The sequence below is a fragment of the Pseudomonas sp. C1C7 genome, from assembly GCF_013359595.1.
Lineage (GTDB): Bacteria > Pseudomonadota > Gammaproteobacteria > Pseudomonadales > Pseudomonadaceae > Aquipseudomonas.
The window spans coordinates 28,225-45,325 of record NZ_JABFMP010000007.1; the positions used below are offsets into that span (position 1 = coordinate 28,225).

The 17,101-nt window shown below is 60.7% G+C and carries 16 protein-coding genes and 1 tRNA gene; 13 read left to right on the forward strand and 4 right to left on the reverse strand.

Translation table 11 applies throughout. The annotated features are described in order from the left end of the window. Window positions 1-61 precede the first annotated feature (61 nt). The 3 genes from HNO86_RS07830 (at window position 62) to HNO86_RS07840 (ending at window position 3,166) form a co-directional block, all read left to right on the forward strand. A complete protein-coding gene (locus HNO86_RS07830; protein WP_175376431.1) occupies window positions 62-697 on the forward strand; it encodes an NADH:ubiquinone oxidoreductase subunit N in 636 nt (211 codons plus the stop codon). A gap of 160 nt (window positions 698-857) precedes the next feature. Continuing rightward, a complete protein-coding gene (locus tag HNO86_RS07835; protein ID WP_175376432.1) occupies window positions 858-2,363 on the forward strand; it encodes a YdgA family protein in 1,506 nt (501 codons plus the stop codon). A gap of 533 nt (window positions 2,364-2,896) precedes the next feature. Then, window positions 2,897-3,166, forward strand: a complete 270-nt coding sequence (locus HNO86_RS07840; protein WP_175376433.1) for a hypothetical protein — start codon at window positions 2,897-2,899, stop codon at window positions 3,164-3,166. 117 nt (window positions 3,167-3,283) lie between these two features. On the opposite strand, the gene HNO86_RS07845 is transcribed toward HNO86_RS07840, so the two are convergent. Further along, window positions 3,284-4,807 carry an apoptosis inducing factor family protein gene (locus HNO86_RS07845; protein ID WP_175376434.1) on the reverse strand — a complete coding sequence of 508 codons (1,524 nt, stop codon included), beginning with the start codon at window positions 4,805-4,807 and terminating at the stop codon, window positions 3,284-3,286. A 140-nt stretch (window positions 4,808-4,947) separates the two neighbouring features. Between HNO86_RS07845 and HNO86_RS07850 the strand changes: the two genes are divergently transcribed. The 7 genes from HNO86_RS07850 to HNO86_RS07880 all read left to right on the forward strand — a co-directional run bounded on the left by HNO86_RS07850 (window position 4,948) and on the right by HNO86_RS07880 (window position 9,785). Then, a complete protein-coding gene (locus tag HNO86_RS07850) occupies window positions 4,948-5,511 on the forward strand; it encodes a YbhB/YbcL family Raf kinase inhibitor-like protein (protein ID WP_175376435.1) in 564 nt (187 codons plus the stop codon). A gap of 88 nt (window positions 5,512-5,599) precedes the next feature. Next, window positions 5,600-7,315, forward strand: a complete 1,716-nt coding sequence (locus tag HNO86_RS07855; protein WP_175376436.1) for a VWA domain-containing protein — start codon at window positions 5,600-5,602, stop codon at window positions 7,313-7,315. After that, the gene (locus HNO86_RS07860) at window positions 7,315-7,926 is read left to right on the forward strand and encodes an RNA polymerase sigma factor (protein ID WP_372242519.1); all 612 of its coding nucleotides are present in this window, start codon (window positions 7,315-7,317) and stop codon (window positions 7,924-7,926) included. The genes HNO86_RS07855 and HNO86_RS07860 overlap by 1 nt, the downstream gene beginning before the upstream one ends. Beyond that, window positions 7,923-8,528 carry a hypothetical protein gene (locus tag HNO86_RS07865; protein ID WP_175376437.1) on the forward strand — a complete coding sequence of 202 codons (606 nt, stop codon included), beginning with the start codon at window positions 7,923-7,925 and terminating at the stop codon, window positions 8,526-8,528. The genes HNO86_RS07860 and HNO86_RS07865 overlap by 4 nt, the downstream gene beginning before the upstream one ends. A gap of 20 nt (window positions 8,529-8,548) precedes the next feature. After that, window positions 8,549-8,800, forward strand: coding sequence for a hypothetical protein (locus HNO86_RS07870; protein WP_175376438.1), 252 nt, complete (start codon window positions 8,549-8,551; stop codon window positions 8,798-8,800). A 380-nt stretch (window positions 8,801-9,180) separates the two neighbouring features. Continuing rightward, complete coding sequence (locus HNO86_RS07875; RefSeq protein WP_175376439.1) at window positions 9,181-9,480, forward strand: type II toxin-antitoxin system Phd/YefM family antitoxin; 300 nt, start codon at window positions 9,181-9,183, stop codon at window positions 9,478-9,480. Beyond that, window positions 9,477-9,785, forward strand: coding sequence for a type II toxin-antitoxin system RelE/ParE family toxin (locus HNO86_RS07880; protein ID WP_175376440.1), 309 nt, complete (start codon window positions 9,477-9,479; stop codon window positions 9,783-9,785). Before HNO86_RS07875 ends, HNO86_RS07880 begins: the two co-directional genes overlap by 4 nt. A gap of 70 nt (window positions 9,786-9,855) precedes the next feature. On the opposite strand, the gene HNO86_RS07885 is transcribed toward HNO86_RS07880, so the two are convergent. Continuing rightward, window positions 9,856-9,932 (reverse strand) — tRNA-Arg (locus tag HNO86_RS07885). A 348-nt stretch (window positions 9,933-10,280) separates the two neighbouring features. Here HNO86_RS07885 and gabD point away from each other — a divergent pair. The 3 genes from gabD to HNO86_RS07900 all read left to right on the forward strand — a co-directional run bounded on the left by gabD (window position 10,281) and on the right by HNO86_RS07900 (window position 14,538). Beyond that, complete coding sequence (gene gabD / locus HNO86_RS07890) at window positions 10,281-11,723, forward strand: NADP-dependent succinate-semialdehyde dehydrogenase (RefSeq protein WP_175376441.1); 1,443 nt, start codon at window positions 10,281-10,283, stop codon at window positions 11,721-11,723. 189 nt (window positions 11,724-11,912) lie between these two features. Continuing rightward, the gene (gene gabT, locus HNO86_RS07895) at window positions 11,913-13,190 is read left to right on the forward strand and encodes a 4-aminobutyrate--2-oxoglutarate transaminase (RefSeq protein WP_175376442.1); all 1,278 of its coding nucleotides are present in this window, start codon (window positions 11,913-11,915) and stop codon (window positions 13,188-13,190) included. 136 nt (window positions 13,191-13,326) lie between these two features. After that, window positions 13,327-14,538, forward strand: coding sequence for an HDOD domain-containing protein (locus HNO86_RS07900; RefSeq protein ID WP_175376443.1), 1,212 nt, complete (start codon window positions 13,327-13,329; stop codon window positions 14,536-14,538). Between the two features lie 117 nt (window positions 14,539-14,655). Here HNO86_RS07900 and HNO86_RS07905 read toward each other — a convergent pair whose 3' ends face one another. Together HNO86_RS07905 and desA are read right to left on the reverse strand one after the other, a co-directional pair. Beyond that, window positions 14,656-15,645, reverse strand: a complete 990-nt coding sequence (locus HNO86_RS07905; RefSeq protein ID WP_175376444.1) for a sensor domain-containing diguanylate cyclase — start codon at window positions 15,643-15,645, stop codon at window positions 14,656-14,658. 270 nt (window positions 15,646-15,915) lie between these two features. Beyond that, entirely contained in the window at window positions 15,916-17,097 is a 1,182-nt protein-coding gene (gene desA, locus HNO86_RS07910) for a delta-9 fatty acid desaturase DesA (protein WP_175376445.1), read from the reverse strand. Between the last annotated feature and the right edge of the window lie 4 nt (window positions 17,098-17,101).

Here is a 17,101-nt window from a genome sequence, read left to right on the forward strand (position 1 = left end):
CGTTGCAGCAATAGCGCTCCTGCAATACACAAAGCTTGCGCAGGTCAGGGGGAAACCAATAATGAAAAACCCTTTTGCTCTCGGCTTCTGGTGTGCCGTCGTGGCCCTCGTGCTGCTCACGGGGACCTATTTCTACGGTGTCATGCTGGCCTATCAGATCGACAAGGCGCTGATGTTTCTCGACAGTGCCGTGGCGTTGATCGCCGCAGTGGCTGTCTCGGTGGTGGCCTGGGCGTCCGTCCAGACCAAACGCATCAAGAAAAAACAACTCGAACAAGGCAAGACTTTGGTGCTGATCTGGGACACCAAGGTGGCGCTGCGCCGTGTTGAAACGGTGTTCGACCGCTATTTCTGGGGCAGTTACTGGCAACCGGGGCGCACCTTCCAGGAAGTCATGGGCGAGCTGACCGGCACGCCGCTGGAAAAAAGCCTGGAAACCCTGAAGAAGCAATGCCTGGAGCTGGACAAGCAAGTGGCGGACGACGGCCGGCACTGGCTCAACAACGCCCGCGAACTGGCGGACGTCGCCACGGCCATGGCCCGCGAGCGCTATCAACTGGATTTCTGCGACCCCCGTGGCGAAGTGACGGGCGGAGCGGTGATCAACCGGGATTTCGAAGTGCTGGTTTACACCTGGAGCGCAAGGCTCAAGACCTTTGATCATCAGTTGGATGAGATTGAGGTTCAGTATTCCTGACCCTGTTTTGCAATAAGTAAAGCCCAACACATACCTGTGGCGAGGGGGCAAGCCCCCTCGCCACAATGTCCCCGCCTGATGCTAATCTGCACCCCACTTGTCGACCTCGGGTTCAGGGAAGACGACCACTTTTCAGTAACGGACATTGATCGGGTCATTCATGAATAAATCAGCAGGCGTGCTTCTGGGAATCGTTGTGGCCATCGGTGCAGTCAGCGCCGGCGGCGCGTGGTACACCGGCACCAAAATCGAAAGCGTGATCAACACCTCCCTGGCCGACGCCAACCAGCAATTGCAGGCGGCAATGGTCGGCCATAAAGGCACCGCCAAAGTGGAACTGGTGTCGCTCGAGCGCCACGTTTTCAGCAGCACCGCGCACTACCGCCTGAAGGCCGAGGGTGAAATGTTCGGCGAGGCGCCGGTCGAATTGCTGTTCGTCGACAAACTCGAACACGGCCCGCTGCCGTTCTCTCGTCTGATGACGCTCAAGCTGCTGCCAGTCATGGCCACCAGTCACTACGAGCTGGAAAAAACGCCGCTGACCGAAAAGTGGTTCGCCGCCACCAAGGACGCCTCGCCGCTCAAGGGCGTGGTCAACATCGGCTACGACAACTCCACCAACGGTTCGCTTGAGCTGCTGCCGGTGGAAACCGCGCTGGATGACAAGTCCAGCGTGAAATTCTCCGGTCTCAAAGTCGACGTTTCCGCCAGCGCCGAAGCGAAGAAGGTCAAGGCTGATGGCTACATGGACAGCCTGAAACTGGTCACCGTCGCGGAAGATCAGGCGCCGGTGCTGGTCGAGTTGAGCGGCCTGACCCTGGCCAGCAACCTGAACAAAAGCACCTACGGCTACTACACCGGCGAAAACACCCTCACCCTGACCAACAGCAAGACCACTTTCAGCCCGAAACAGACGGTGCTGGGCTTCAAGAATTTTGAAATGAAGAACCAGACCCAGGAATCGGGCACCAGCGCGTCGGGGCGTGCCGATTACAAGGTCGACGAAGTGACGCTCAACGACAAAAAGGTCGGTTCGGTACAGATGGCCCTGAGCCTGAAGAACCTCGACATCCCGTCGACCCTGGCGTTGATGGAGATCTACCAGACCAAACTGCAGCCATATGAACAGGCCGTTGCCGAAGCCACCGAAGCCGGTCAGCCGGCACCGGAGCTGAACCTGACCGAAGCCGAAGAAGCACTGCTCAAAACCAATCTGGAAAAGCTGCTGGCCGCCGGCCCGCAGGTCGCGCTGGAAAACCTGTCGCTCAAAACCGCCAACGGCGAAAGCCGCGCTAACCTGGTGCTGGACCTGACCAAGCCGCCGTCGGTTGAAGTGCCGGCCGACCAACTGGTTCGCCAGTTGATCGCGCTGCTGGATCTCAACCTGCAAGTGTCCAAGCCGATGATCGTCGACATCCTCACCCTGCAATCGCAGCTGGATGGGCAGACTGATGCCAAGTTGATCGCCGATCAGGCCACCGCTTCGGCCGACATGTTCAGCAGCATGGCCGTGGGTTCGCAGCTGGCGAAGCTCGACGGCAACAACGTCGTGAGCAAGCTGCATTACGCCAACAATGAGGTGGATTTCAACGGGCAGAAAATGACCGTTGAACAGTTTGTCGGGTTCTTGATGAGCAAGTTTGGTGGGACTGTGCAGGTCCAGTAACACCCGCGCATTGGTCCATGGTGGCGGTGCGTGGGACATCTTCGGATGTGCCGGGATCATCTGACCGGTCGGCTAACCCCGCACCGCCGCCACCCCCTGTAGGAGCTGCCGAAGGCTGCGATCTTTTGATGTTGCTTTTAAAAACAAAATCAAAAGATCGCAGCCTTCGGCAGCTCCTGCAGGGGTCTGTTTAATACCCCGCATTCAATTTCGTCACCCGGATCCGAGACTTTTGTAGGACGGTTCCGAAGCGTGCAAACCCCGTTGTATTGCCTTTGGGCGCTCGCCTATCGTTCGTTCGTCGCCGACAAAATGGTGACAGACCTTAGCCGGTCGTACCCGATGACGTACAAGCGCCCGTATAATCGCGGCGCTTTTTGCTGCCTGGCATCTGTCTATGGTGGCTGTACGTGGGACACCTTCGGGTGTGCCGGAATCATCTGGCCGGTCGGCTAACCCGCGTACAGCTACCACCTCATTCGAATAGCCGCGGATAGGGTGGGACTTTTACCCCACTAGATGAGATTGAAACCATGTCCAAATACCGCCCACTCGAAAGCAACTTCAGCGTCGGCCCAACCCTCTACATCGACACCGAAGCTCGCGCGTCCGACCTCCTCGAAACCGCCACCCACCGCATCAAAGCCGCGCGCAATCTGCTCAACAGCATCACGTGCCTCTGCATCAAAGACGCCCAAGGCCACGACCTCGAACACTTCGCCAACGCCGCCCACATCCTCATCCAGGACGGCTGCGAAGCCCTGAACGCCCTGGGCTGGAAGCTCGAAATAAAAGCCGGATAACCATCCCCCTTTAGGAGCTGCCGAAGGCTGCGAACTTTTGATCTTAAAAAATCAAGATCAAAAGATCGCAGCCTTCGGCAGCTCCTACACGGGTAGCGTGAGGCGCAAGGTCGGGTGTCAGCCTCGGATCAATTTCCAACCCGCATCCACCGTCAACGGCTGCTTCATCCGCTCCGCCAACATCGCCATCGTCTGCTCTTGCTCACACGCCACCGCCGCCACCACCACACCGTTCTTGCCAAACAACCCAATGAACGGCGGCTCGAACGGATCGCCCTTGAACTCCACCTCGTCCCACGTTTCGGCATGCCCGAGGTAGTCGTAGTTATTGCCGAAGTGCCAGGTCCAAAAGTACGGCACGTCGAGGTAATGCTCATCACCGCCCAGCATGTTCGCCGCCGCAATCCGCGCCTGTTGCTGCGCCAGGCGCCAGTGCTCGATACGCATCGGCTGGCCATTGAGCGGGAAGGTCGCGATATCGCCCGCCGCCCACAGATCATCCGCCACGCGCATGCCACCATCGACCCGCAGCGACTGATCCTTTTCCTTTGCAAGGTCTGCAAAAGGTTGGGTCGCCGGGATCACACCAATCCCCACCAGCACCAGATCCGCCGGCAGGCGCTCACCATTGCTCAGGCGCACCGCTTCAACCTTGCCGGTGCCTTCGATCAGCGCAGCTTCGCCGTCGCATCGATACACCACGCCGTGGGCTTGATGCAGCGCCAGGATCGCCTTGCCCACCGTCTCACCAAATGGCTTGGCGAAAGGCACGGGTTTGCGCGCCAGCACCGTGACCTCGAGCCCGTATTCACGCAGGGCCGCCGCCGATTCCATGGCTATAAAACTGTCGCCGATGATCACCACTCGCTGACCGGGTTTGGCGCTCTGCAGAATCTGCTGCGCATGAGATTTCGACCGCAATACAAACACCTGAGGCAGGTCAGCGCCGGGCAACTCAAGGGCTTTCGGCGTGCCGCCCGTGGCCAGCAGAGCCGCGTCATAGGCCACGGATTGGCCATCCACCAGATGCAGGGTCTTGCCCTCGGAGTCCAGGCTCGCCACCTCGGCATTCATACGCTCGATGCGTTGCTCGCGGTAAAACGCCTCATCGCGCAACGGCGGAACCTCTTCGGGCGGCGTCTGCCCGGCAATCACGAATTTGCTCAACACCGTGCGGTCGTAACCGGCCTCGGCTTCGCGGTCGATCAACAGCACCCGTCCGCCAAAACCTCGCTCGCGCAACGCCGCCGCAGCCGCCGTGCCCGCCGCGCCAGCCCCCACAATCACAAAGGTTCGTGGGTCATCAGCCGGCGGCGTGTGCGCATCCTCCAGCGGCTGATCATCCACCCAGATGTCCTCCTCCCGGATCTCCAGCGGATAACGCTTGAGGCTGTCGAGGGCCGGGGGCTCACACAGGCCACCGTCCTCGATACGAAACTGCGCCTTGTGCCACGGGCAGGTCAGGCGGCCATTGCACAGCGCGCCCTCTACCAACGGCGCGCCGGCATGGGGGCATTCGCCCTGATAGGCGCGCCATTGATCGGCGACTTTGAGCAAAAGAATTTTCGTGTCCCCGATCTGCACTTCAAGGCCGCGGTTTTCGGGGACGTCTTTGACATGGGCGACGCGATGCAAGGTCATGATCGCTCTCCAGACAGATGTTTCATTTAAGAGTCTGGGCCTAATCTCGGGGTTCAGCCAAATCCCAGTGCCAAGGTGCGAAAGGTCCGGCTATAGTTTGCACGCCGACCACGGCCCCACCCCGCACAAGGTGCTCCGGAATGACCCGATTGACCTCATTGAAACCTTGGCTCGCGGCTTTGGCAGTCGCCTTTTGTGTGCAGATGCCGGCGCAGGCCGCCAAAGAGGCCTTCACCCTGAACATCCCGGGCGTGTCCGATGACCGCCTGTTCACCTCGGCCGCCGCCAGCGATGCTCAGGGCTGCGGCGGGCATAACGTGTCCCCGGCTCTGGCCTGGAACGCCGGCCCCGCGGGCACCCAGAGCTACGCCGTCGTCATGCACGACCCGGACGGCCAGAAAGGACAGGGCTCCGATCACTGGTTGCATTATGGCATCAAGGCCAGCACCCACCAGATCCCGGCCGGAGTCGGCGCCAAGTCCGCGTTCGAAGGCATGGGCGGCACCAACAGCAAAGGCACCACCGGCTACGTCGGCCCGTGCCCGCCAGTGGGCGACAGCGCGCATCACTACATCATCCAGCTCTACGCCCTGGACCTGGCGCCGGATGCCTTGCCGGCGGGCCTGACCCGTGCGCAGTTCCTGGAAAAAATCAAAGGCCACGTGTTGCGCAACAGCAGCGTGGTGCGGCGTTATCACCGCTGAAAAATTTTTCACAGCGGCTTAACCCGAATCCAAAGGGCTGCCCGTCTCACAGGATGAATGGATCAATTTCATCCTGAGGTCAGCCCCCATGTCCCTTCCCCTGCATTTCCTCCGCCCGGCCGCCCAGGGTTTCGCCGCCGGGTTGCTGCTGGCCGTTGCCGGTTGCGGCGTTTCATCCAAACCCGAATCCGTGGCGGTGCCTTCCGAGTCAAAAACCGAAGCCGTGGTGCAACCGCAAGCGCCGATGGCCGACGCCGCCGTGGTCGGTGGTGCGCTTGCCAAACGCAGTGTGCGCGTGGCGTCGATGGCGAATGTTGCGCCGATGCCGGCCGCTGAAGCTTATCCACAGGGCTATCGCGATGAACAGCGGGAGAAATATCAAACGCTTGTGGATAACCCTATCCACAGCGTCGCCGAAGCACCGGTCTCGACCTTCAGCGCCGACGTCGATACCGGCGCCTACGCCAACGTCCGCCGTCTGCTCAACCAGGGGCGCCTGCCGCCGGAAGGGGCGGTGCGGCTGGAGGAAATGGTCAATTACTTCCCCTACGACTACGCCCTGCCTACTGATGGCTCGCCCTTCGGCGTGACCACCGAGCTGGCAGGCTCGCCGTGGAACCCGCACACCCGCCTGCTGCGCATCGGCATCAAGGCGACCGATCGCGCGGTGGCGGAGCTGGCGCCGGCGAACCTGGTGTTTCTGGTGGACGTGTCCGGCTCGATGGATCGCCGCGAGGGTTTGCCACTGGTCAAAAGCACGCTGAAGTTGCTGGTCGATCAGTTGCGTAAACAGGATCGCGTGTCGCTGGTGGTCTACGCCGGAGAATCCCGCGTGGTGCTGGAGCCCACTTCCGGACGGGAGAAAGCGAAAATTCGTACAGCCATCGATCAATTGACCGCAGGCGGCTCAACCGCCGGCGCTTCGGGCATTGAACTGGCTTATCAACAGGCGCAAAAAGCTTTTATCCCCAAGGGCATCAACCGCGTGTTGCTGGCCACCGACGGTGACTTCAACGTAGGCATCAGCGACTTCGACAGTCTCAAGCAAATGGCTGTGGATAAACGCAAAACTGGCGTTTCCCTGACCACCCTGGGTTTCGGTGTGGATAACTACAATGAACAGCTGATGGAACAACTGGCCGATGCCGGCGATGGCAACTATGCCTACATCGACAACCTGCGCGAGGCTCGCAAGGTGCTGGTGGATCAACTCGGCTCGACCCTCGCCACGGTGGCGAAAAACGTCAAATTGCAGGTGGAGTTCAACCCGGCGCAGGTCAGCGAATACCGGCTGCTGGGTTATGAAAACCGCGCGCTCAAGCGTGAGGATTTCAGCAACGACAAGGTCGATGCCGGCGAAATCGGTGCAGGACATACGGTGACGGCGTTGTACGAAATTGTCCCAGCGGGAGAGAAGGGCTGGCTGGAGCCGCTGCGCTACGGTAAGACGGGCGCCACGGTTGTCGACAAAAATGGAGAAATGGCGATGCTGCGTGTGCGTTATCAGCTGCCGCAAGGTGGGAAAAGTCGCCTGATCGAGCGTCCGATTGTGAACGCGCCAGTGGGTAAAACCAGCGATGACTTGCGCTTTGCCGCGGCGGTGGCGGCGTTTTCCCAGCAGCTCAAGGATGGCCGTTACACCGGCGACTTCAGCCTCAAGGACACCGAAAGCCTGGCCCGTGGCGCACGGGGCGACGACCGCTTCGGCCTGCGCGGCGAGTTCGTGCAACTGGTGGAGCTGGCGCAGAGCCTGCGCACCACCACCGCGTCGAATTCAACCGCCACAGAACAACGGATCGAATAGTGAGCCGACTCAAGGGCTTCATCAGCCAGCTGTTCGCCTCCAGCAACAGCACCGAGGCCAGCAGCGACGAATCGCTGCTGGCCCGTTATCGCGAGGGTGACGGCGCGGCGTTCGAGATTCTGTACGCCCGCCATCGCCAGGGATTGTTTCGCTTTCTGCTGGGCCTCAGCGGCAGCGCGGAGCGGGCCGAGGAGGTCTATCAGGAAACCTGGCTGAGCCTGATCCGCAGCGCCAGTCAGCCACAGGGCAGGGCGACTTTTCGTACATGGCTGTACCAGATTGCCCGCAACCGCCTGATCGATCACTGGCGCAAGCACGGCATCCATCAGCCGCTGCACGACAGCTACGACGAACACACCCACGCCCAGGCCGACGACGCAACCGACCCTGCGCAACTGCTGAGCCTGAGCCGCGACAGCCAGCGCCTCGACGCCGCCCTGCAAGCCTTGCCGGCCGATCAGCGCGAAGTGTTCCTGCTGCGCGCCTACAGCGATCTCGACCTGCCGCAAATCGCCACCCTCACCGAAACACCGCTGGAAACGGTCAAGAGCCGCCTGCGTTACGCCCAGCAAAAACTGCGTCGGCTGCTGGCCGAGGAGGTACTGACATGACTGACGCCAAGCGAGATCAGGTGCTCGAGCACTACCGCGAACAGGCCACCGGCGAACCCCCGGTCCACCTCGACGCCCTCATCCTGGCCGCCGCGCGCAAGCAAACACCCGCGCCCAAACTCGGCCTGTGGCAACGCTGGGTCCGCGCCTGCCAGCAACCGCGTTGGCAAGTGGCATTCGCCAGCCTCGTCGGCGTCGCGCTGATGCTGGCGCTGGTGCAACGCACGCCCGAATCCGTACCCGGCTATGACTTCGCCCCGGCCCCCAAAGCCGCCGCGCCAATGGCCAAAAAAGAAGCCGAACCCGCCACCGCCCGCGCACTCAGCGCCCCGGCCGGCGCCATGCCCGCACCCGCAGCGCCAATGGCCGAATCCGCCGTCCCGGCACAAGTCGAATCCTTCAGCGCCGACATGGCCGACGAAGCCAAAGCCAGCAAACGCAAGGCCGCTCCCGTGAAATCCCTGGACGAACAACTGCGCGAAGTCATCCACTTGCAAAAAACCGGACAAACCCAGGCCGCCGACAAACTGCTCGCCGACCTGCAAAAACGCTTCCCCAAGGAAAACCTCGACGCCCGACTCCAGCAATTGCAGAAAAACTGATCGGCAAACCACACGACCAATTGGCATCAAGGCCCGAAAGCGCGCACTATCGGGCCATAGCCGATGCGTTGGAGCATGCCGTGACAAAGAAAATCGACCGCATCGCCCAAATGCTCAACTGCCCGGAAAAGGGCGAAGAACTCAGGCGCGCGATTACCGAAAGTCGTAAGGATTTTCTGATGAATCAGCCGGAGGCGGCTGAGGAGGAAGAGCTTGAGGAGGAGTTCTTCGAGGGGGATGAGGATGACGAGTTTGAGTGGTGGACGGATTGAAAAAACCGCTTAGGCGGTTTTTTTGTACCCCAACACCACGACCTGTAGCAGCCGGACGCAGGCTTCGCCAGCTGCTACAAGGAGCGTTCAGCGTGATCGGTATGAGGACTGAAACATTCTGACGACTTTGGGAGCAAGCAGTCAGTTGCCCAGGAGTTCTCAGTCCTTCTCAGTCCTTGTAATCGCCTCCAACACGGCCCCTGTCGGTTGATGCGCTTAGCGCTGAGACTGCTTAGGGGTTTTTTATTGGCTGAAACTATCCCCGTACGCCGTACCCAAAAAATAACGCCCAAGAAACAGCAGTGGTCGGAGACTCGTTGACCCTCAACCAACATACGGAGCACTATTAGGTACTGTTTTAAGTACCTTTTGGAGCCAACATGGAGCAGCTACTCGCAAGCCGTTCGGTCAGCATCACCGAACTCAAGCGCAGCCCGAGCACCGTAATCGAACAAGCGGGTTCCGAGCCTGTGGCCGTGCTCAACCACAATCGTCCCGCCGCCTATCTTTTGCCGCACGCGACTTATCAACAATTGCTGGATCGGCTACAGGCCGCCGAACTTCGAGAAGCCATCGCGGCTAGCCGCAACGACCCGCGTCCGGCCATCGCTGCCGAAACTGTGTTTTCCGATCTTGATGCGCTGATCGATCAGGTAGCTGCCGAGCAACACCGTCCGTGAGGCAATTGTTATTCGCTGCGTTGGCACGGGACGATCTACTGCAAATCGCTCGATTTATCGCCCGAGACAATCCTGAACGAGCCCGTACGTTTGTGGGCGAGCTGCGCATGCAGTGCTCGCGACTGAGCGATCAACCGAGTTTGGGGGTTTCAAGAGAAGATTGCGCCAAGGGGCTGCGAATGCTTGCCCATGGTCGCTATCTGATTTTCTACTGTCTGATAGACGACGGAATCAAGGTTGAGCGCGTGCTGCATAGTGCGAGAGATATCAGCCGGCTGTTTGATAAAAACAGCATTGATCATTAACTGCCAGCTTTCCAGCAACCACAAAAAAGCCCCAGACCCATCGGACCTGAGGCTTTTTTACATCGATTCATGGCGCACCAGGCGGGATTCGAACCCACGACCCCTGCCTTCGGAGGGCAGTACTCTATCCAGCTGAGCTACTGGTGCAGCGGGCGCCATGATACTCATATGCATGGCGGGCGTCCATGCTGCTGAATCGCCTGTGTTTTTTTAAGGCTGTAACGCGCGTTTGCTACGTTGATCAGAAAAACGCAGCAATAAAGGCAAAATCGTTCTTTTTTTCGAACGCCCTATTGTCCTTTACCCCCTTTGATCCTAGGATTCGTTTGAGATTTCAAACGCTCTTGTCTGGGTGCTGAACCGCACGAATCCAATACGTGCGCTATTTATGTGCTTCAGCCCGGTGAATGATTTCCCTGACGGCAGCCTACCCAGGCGCCTTTCTACAATCATAATTTGCTCCGCGCGTGCGCGGTGCTGTTAAGGAAAGCCGACATGCAGCTTAAAGACACCCAGTTGTTCCGCCAGCAAGCCTTCGTCAATGGCGCTTGGGTCGATGCGGACAGTGGTTCGACCATCAAGGTCAACAACCCGGCAACGGGCGAAATTCTGGGCTCCGTGCCGAAAATGGGCGCTGCCGAAACCCGCCGTGCGATCGAAGCTGCTGACAAGGCGCTGCCGGCCTGGCGTGCACTGACCGCCAAAGAGCGTGCGGGCAAACTGCGTCGCTGGTTCGAACTGATGATCGAGAACCAGGAAGACCTGGCTCGTCTGATGACCCTCGAGCAGGGCAAGCCACTGGCCGAAGCCAAGGGCGAAATCGTTTACGCCGCTTCGTTCATCGAGTGGTTCGCCGAAGAAGCCAAACGTATCTACGGTGACGTGATTCCGGGCCACCAGCCAGACAAGCGCCTGATCGTGATCAAGCAGCCGATCGGCGTGACCGCTGCCATCACCCCGTGGAACTTCCCTGCCGCAATGATCACCCGTAAAGCCGGCCCGGCCTTGGCCGCCGGTTGCACCATGGTGCTCAAGCCTGCTTCGCAAACTCCTTTCTCCGCCCTGGCCCTGGCCGAACTGGCCCAGCGCGCCGGCATCCCTGCTGGTGTGTTCAGCGTTGTGACCGGCAGCGCCGGCGACATCGGCAGCGAGCTGACCAGCAACCCGATCGTGCGCAAGCTGTCGTTCACCGGCTCGACCGAAATCGGTCGTCAGTTGATGTCCGAATGCGCCAAGGACATCAAGAAAGTGTCCCTGGAACTGGGCGGCAACGCACCGTTCATCGTGTTCGACGACGCGGATCTGGATAAGGCCGTCGAAGGCGCGATCATTTCCAAGTACCGCAACAACGGCCAGACCTGCGTCTGCGCCAACCGCCTGTACATCCAGGACGGCGTTTACGACGCGTTCGCCGAGAAGCTCAAGGCCGCTGTGGCCAAGCTGAAGATCGGTAACGGTCTGGAAGAAGGCACCACCACTGGCCCGCTGATCGACGAGAAGGCTGTGGCCAAGGTGCAAGAGCACATCGCCGACGCCCTGAGCAAAGGCGCGACCGTGCTGGCCGGTGGCAAGCCGATGGAAGGCAACTTCTTCGAGCCGACCATCCTGACCAACGTGCCGACCAACGCTGCCGTCGCCAAGGAAGAAACCTTCGGCCCACTGGCGCCGCTGTTCCGCTTCAAAGACGAAGCCGACGTGATCGCGATGTCCAACGACACCGAGTTCGGTCTGGCCTCGTACTTCTACGCTCGCGACCTGGGTCGTGTGTTCCGTGTGGCTGAAGCTCTGGAATACGGCATGGTGGGCGTCAACACCGGTCTGATCTCCAACGAAGTCGCGCCGTTCGGCGGCATCAAGGCTTCGGGCCTGGGCCGTGAAGGCTCCAAGTACGGCATCGAAGATTACCTGGAAATCAAATACCTCTGCCTGGGCATCTAAGCTCGAAGGCAAGGCATTGCTTCAAGCGCAAAGGGCACGAGAGCGCTGTCCCTTTGCGCCGCTTCAAACGGGAATTTTCTTTGTGGCCGGGAACGCCGTGGCAGTCGATCATCGCATGCTGCCACCGTTGAATCCCCGCCGCGTAATCCTTGAACCACGCCGCCCGATGAGCGGCGAATGAGGAATGTAATGAGCAAGACTAACGCTGATTTGATGGCCCGCCGTGTAGCCGCTGTTCCACGTGGTGTTGGCCAGATCCACCCGATCTTCGCCGAGTCCGCGAAGAACGCTACCGTGACCGACGTTGAAGGTCGTGAGTTCATCGACTTCGCCGGCGGTATCGCTGTACTGAACACCGGTCACGTGCACCCGAAAATCATCGCCGCGGTGACCGAGCAGCTGAACAAGCTGACCCACACCTGCTTCCAGGTGCTGGCCTACGAGCCGTACGTGGAACTGTGCGAAAAAATCAACGCCCGCGTACCAGGTGATTTCGCCAAGAAAACTCTGCTGGTCACCACCGGTTCCGAAGCCGTTGAGAACGCCATCAAGATCGCCCGTGCCGCCACTGGCCGTGCCGGCGTGATCGCGTTCACCGGCGCTTACCACGGCCGTACCATGATGACCCTGGGCCTGACCGGTAAAGTCGTGCCTTACTCGGCCGGCATGGGCCTGATGCCAGGCGGCATCTTCCGTGCGCTGTACCCGAACGAACTGCACGGCGTGAGCATCGACGACTCGATCGCTTCCATCGAGCGCATCTTCAAGAACGACGCCGAAGCGCGTGACATCGCTGCCATCATCCTGGAACCGGTTCAGGGCGAAGGTGGTTTCTACGTCGCTCCGAAAGAGTTCATGAAGCGTCTGCGCGCTCTGTGCGACCAGCACGGCATCCTGCTGATCGCTGACGAAGTACAGACTGGCGCTGGCCGTACCGGCACCTTCTTCGCCATGGAACAGATGGGCGTTGCCGCCGACCTGACCACCTTCGCCAAATCCATCGCTGGCGGCTTCCCGCTGGCCGGTGTGTGCGGCAAGGCTGAATACATGGACGCCATCGCTCCAGGCGGCCTGGGCGGCACCTACGCCGGTAGCCCGATCGCTTGCGCCGCGGCCCTGGCCGTGATGGAAGTGTTCGAAGAAGAAAACCTGCTGGACCGCTGCAAGGCAGTCGGCGAGCGTCTGGTCACTGGCCTCAAAGCCATCCAGGCCAAGCACCCGGTAATTGGCGAAGTCCGTGCCTTGGGCGCGATGATCGCGGTCGAGCTGTTCGAAAACGGCGACAGCCACAAGCCGAACGCTGCAGCCGTGGCTTCCGTTGTGGCCAAGGCTCGCGAGAAAGGTCTGATCCTGCTGTCCTGCGGCACCTACGGCAACGTTCTGCGCGTCCTGGTACCGCTGACCTCGCCGGACGAGCAACTGGACAAAGGTCTGGCGATCATCGAAGAGTGCTTCGCTGAGCTCTGATCACCCAGTGTGACCTGCTTCACAAAAAACCCGCTTCGGCGGGTTTTTTCATGCCTGCTCAAATGTCTCTGGCACTTTTCCACTGTATCGAATGGCCAGCATTGGCTAAGGTTTCTGCATTGCCAGGGAGAGCTGTATGACAGTTGTCATTTTACCCGCCGTTCCACGAGTGCTGATCGCCGAGGCCGACCCCTGGTCCCGGGATCTGCTCAAGGAAGTGTTGTTGAACGTACGCTGCGACGCGCGACTGGATCTGTGCGCCGACGGCCAACAGGCGCTGGATCTGCTGGCGGCCCATCCTTATGACCTGGTGATTGCCGACTGGGAGTTGCCCGGGGTCGATGGCCTGAATGTGTTGCGTAGCGTTCGCCAGCGCAAACGCAATCCGCCATTGCCGTTCATTCTGATGAGCAGCCGCAACGACAGCGCCAGCGTTCGCGAGGCCTTGCCGCTGGCGCCTGCCGCGTACCTGACCAAGCCGCTGAACATGGAAGGCCTGACCCATCGCCTGCAGGACCTGCTGGTCAATGCCGGGGAACAGGTGTCCTGCGAGGTACCGTCGCTGGCGCCGGGCATGACCTTGTCGGTGTACCTGGAGCGGCGTCGCGAGCTGGCCGAAGGCGCGCCGTTGATGACCGACGTGCAGCTGGCGGTCAGTCGCAGCCTCAACCCCAACGGGCTGGATCTGTCGAAGCTGGAACACGAGATCCGCACCGATCCGCAGGTCACCGCGGTGCTGATCGCCGCAGCCAACAGCGCCGCGCACCACAATGGCGGTACGGTGCAGACCCTGTCCCAGGCGCTGCACAAGCTGGGGACCGGGCAGAGCATGAACCTGATTCTGGGGCTGGTGCTCAAGCGCAGCGCCAGGCTCAGCGATCCGAACCTGGCGGACTACGCCGAGCGCAATTGGGGCCTGTCGCTGCACACCGCCGAATACGCCCGCACCCTGGCGCGCCTGCTCGATCTGGATCAGGCGCGCTGCTATTGCGCCGGCGTCCTGCATCGCCTCGGGGATCTGGCGCTGTTGCGCTGCCTGCAGGAGTGGAAACAGGCTGGTGGCGAACTGGACGATCAGGAAGAGGTGGGCGATGTGCTCGCCGAATTCGGCGCGGCCTATGGCTCGGCACTGCGCACGCGTTGGCGCTTGCCGCTGGAGTTGCGACAGCTGATCGCGGCCTGTTATCAGCTCGGTGGCGGGGTTTATTCCCGTGAAGCGCTGGTGATGAACATGGCCGCGCAACTGGCGCGGCTGACCGAGCATGAAGGGGTCGAGGAACTGGCGCAGAGCCGGACGGCGCGCTTGCTCAAGATCGGCTTGCCGGAGTTGATGCGGATGCGCAAATAGCCGCACCGCTGATCCCCTGTAGGAGCTGCCGCAGGCTGCGATCTTTTGATTTTGCCTTTGAAGATCAAAAGATCGCAGCCTCGTTGCACTCGGCAGCTCCTACAGAGGGGAGGGGTGTCAGCCAGTCACGATCCGGTTCTTGCCATCGCGCTTGGCCTGATACATCGCCGCATCCGCCCGGGCGAACAGGCTGTCCAGGCTTTCATCCGCATCGTTCAGGCTGGTCAGGCCCTGGCTGACGGTGATCCCGAACGTTTGCCCGTCATGCTCGAAGCTCAGGCGCTGGATCTCACGCTGCAAGCGCTCCGCCACCTGCAACGCCATTTCCGGCGTGCAGCCGGGAAACACCGCGGCGAATTCCTCGCCGCCAATACGCCCGAACAGGTCACCACGACGCAATGCGGCGCGCCCGCTGTCGGCAATGCGTTGCAGCACGTTGTCGCCTTCCTGGTGGCCGTAGGTGTCGTTGATCACTTTGAAGTCATCGATGTCCAGCATCAGGAACGACAGCGGCGTGCCGTGTTGCCGCGCCAGTTCAAATTCCTCGTGGGCGCCTTCGAAGAAGTGGCGGCGGTTGCTGCTGCGGGTCAGGGCATCGGTGGTGGCCAGACGCTGCAGCTCGGTTTCCAAGCGCTTCTTGTCGGTGATGTCTTCGGCAATGCCGACGATGATCACCGGCTGCCCCGGCTCGGCCTGGCGATTGATGAAGCACTTGTCGCTGATCCAGCGCAGATGGCCGTCGGCGTCGATGATCCGGTACTCGCGATCTTCCACCTCGCCCTTGACCAGCACTTCGGCGAGGCTGCGTTCGGCGTATTCCAGATCGTCGGGGTAGATGCTGTCGCGCCACTGGTTGTAGTCGGCCAGCAGCAAGTCGGCGCTGTGGCCGAAAATCCGTTCATAGGCGGGGCTGACATACAGCACCTGCCGGGTTTCCCAGTTGAAGGCCCAGAGCACCGCGTTGACGCTCACCAGCAAGGTGTTGAGCAGTTGCTCGCGCTCGCTCAGGCGCGCCACCTCGCCCTGGGCGTGCATCAGCGCCAGCAGGGTCTGCGCGGTCTCTGGCCACTGCGGTGAGGTGTGATCTTTCGGGTTTCCATTGATCATCGGCACAACTCTCAAAGGGCGTGCGCCGCTTGAGGTTCGAACGCGGCCGCAACGAAGCCCGCCTGAATGGCGAAGTGTCTTTGAGATAGGGGATACGGGATGAAGTTCCCGATGAGAGCGGCAAGGGAGAGGCCTCCCGCCGGGCGGTCGCGTGCTGCACAGGCGCTGTGTAGGAGCTGTCGAGTGAAACGAGGCTGCGATCTTTTGATCTTAAAAAACAAGATCAAAAGATCGCAGCCTTCGGCAGCTCCTGCACAAAAGCCTCGGCGATCAGGCTGCCGGACGCAGAGAGTAGGTCTTCAACTGATCGGCAAAATCACGCAGCGACTGAATCCCGCTGGCCTCGGCCTCGTGCACCCAATCCTTGATGGCGGCGAGCATGTCGTGGCCGTTGGAGCTGGTCTTGACCCAGATCTGCTGCAGGGCCAGGCGTTTTTCGTAGATCACTTTCAGCGCCTGACTGTGCTCAAGCATGTTCTGGATGCGCACATGGTGCCGATCGTCCAGCAGGCTGGTCTCCCGGGAGAGCAGGCGCTTGGCGCGGCGGAACTGGTGGCGGACCGAATGATCGACCTTGGCCAGCTCCTGCTTGACCAGCGGGCCGATCACCAACTTGCGGTACTGGGCCATGATCTGGAAGCGGTTGTTGAGGATCGCCATGGCGGTGTCCATGTCCAGGCTGCCCTTGCCTTCGACGCGGTGGGCAATCGGCGCCACGCGCTGCACCTTGGCCAGGCGCAGGAAGCTGAACACTTGAATCCAGGCCCAGCCCAGGTCGAACTCCCACTTCTTTACCGACAGCTTGGCCGAGTTCGGGTAGGTGTGATGGTTGTTGTGCAGCTCTTCGCCGCCGATCAGGATGCCCCATGGCACCAGATTGGTCGCCGCATCGCGGCATTCGAAGTTGCGGTAGCCAATCGCGTGGCCCAGACCGTTGACCACACCGGCGGCCCACACCGGAATCCACATCATCTGGATTGCCCAGATGGTGATGCCGATGGTGCCGAACAGCAGCAGGTCGATGACCGCCATGATCATCACGCCCAGTTTCGGGTAGCGGCTGTAGAGGTTGCGCTCGATCCAGTCTTCCGGGCAGTTTTTGCCGTAAATGCGCAGGGTCTCGGCGTTTTCCGCCTCGGCGCGGTACAGCTCGGCGCCTTTGCGCAGAACGGTCGAAAGGCCCTTGATCACCGGGCTGTGCGGGTCATCGACGGTTTCGCACTTGGCGTGGTGCTTGCGGTGGATCGCCGTCCACTCGCGGGTGTTCTGCGCCGTGGTCAGCCACAGCCAGAAGCGGAAGAAATGTTTCAGGCCGGCATTGAGCTCAAGGGAGCGATGGGCTGAATAGCGGTGCAGATAGACCGTGACGGAGACGATTGTCACGTGAGTCATCAGCAGGGTGACTGCGACCAATGACCAGGCCGACAAGCCGAGAAAACCTTCGTACCACATAGGC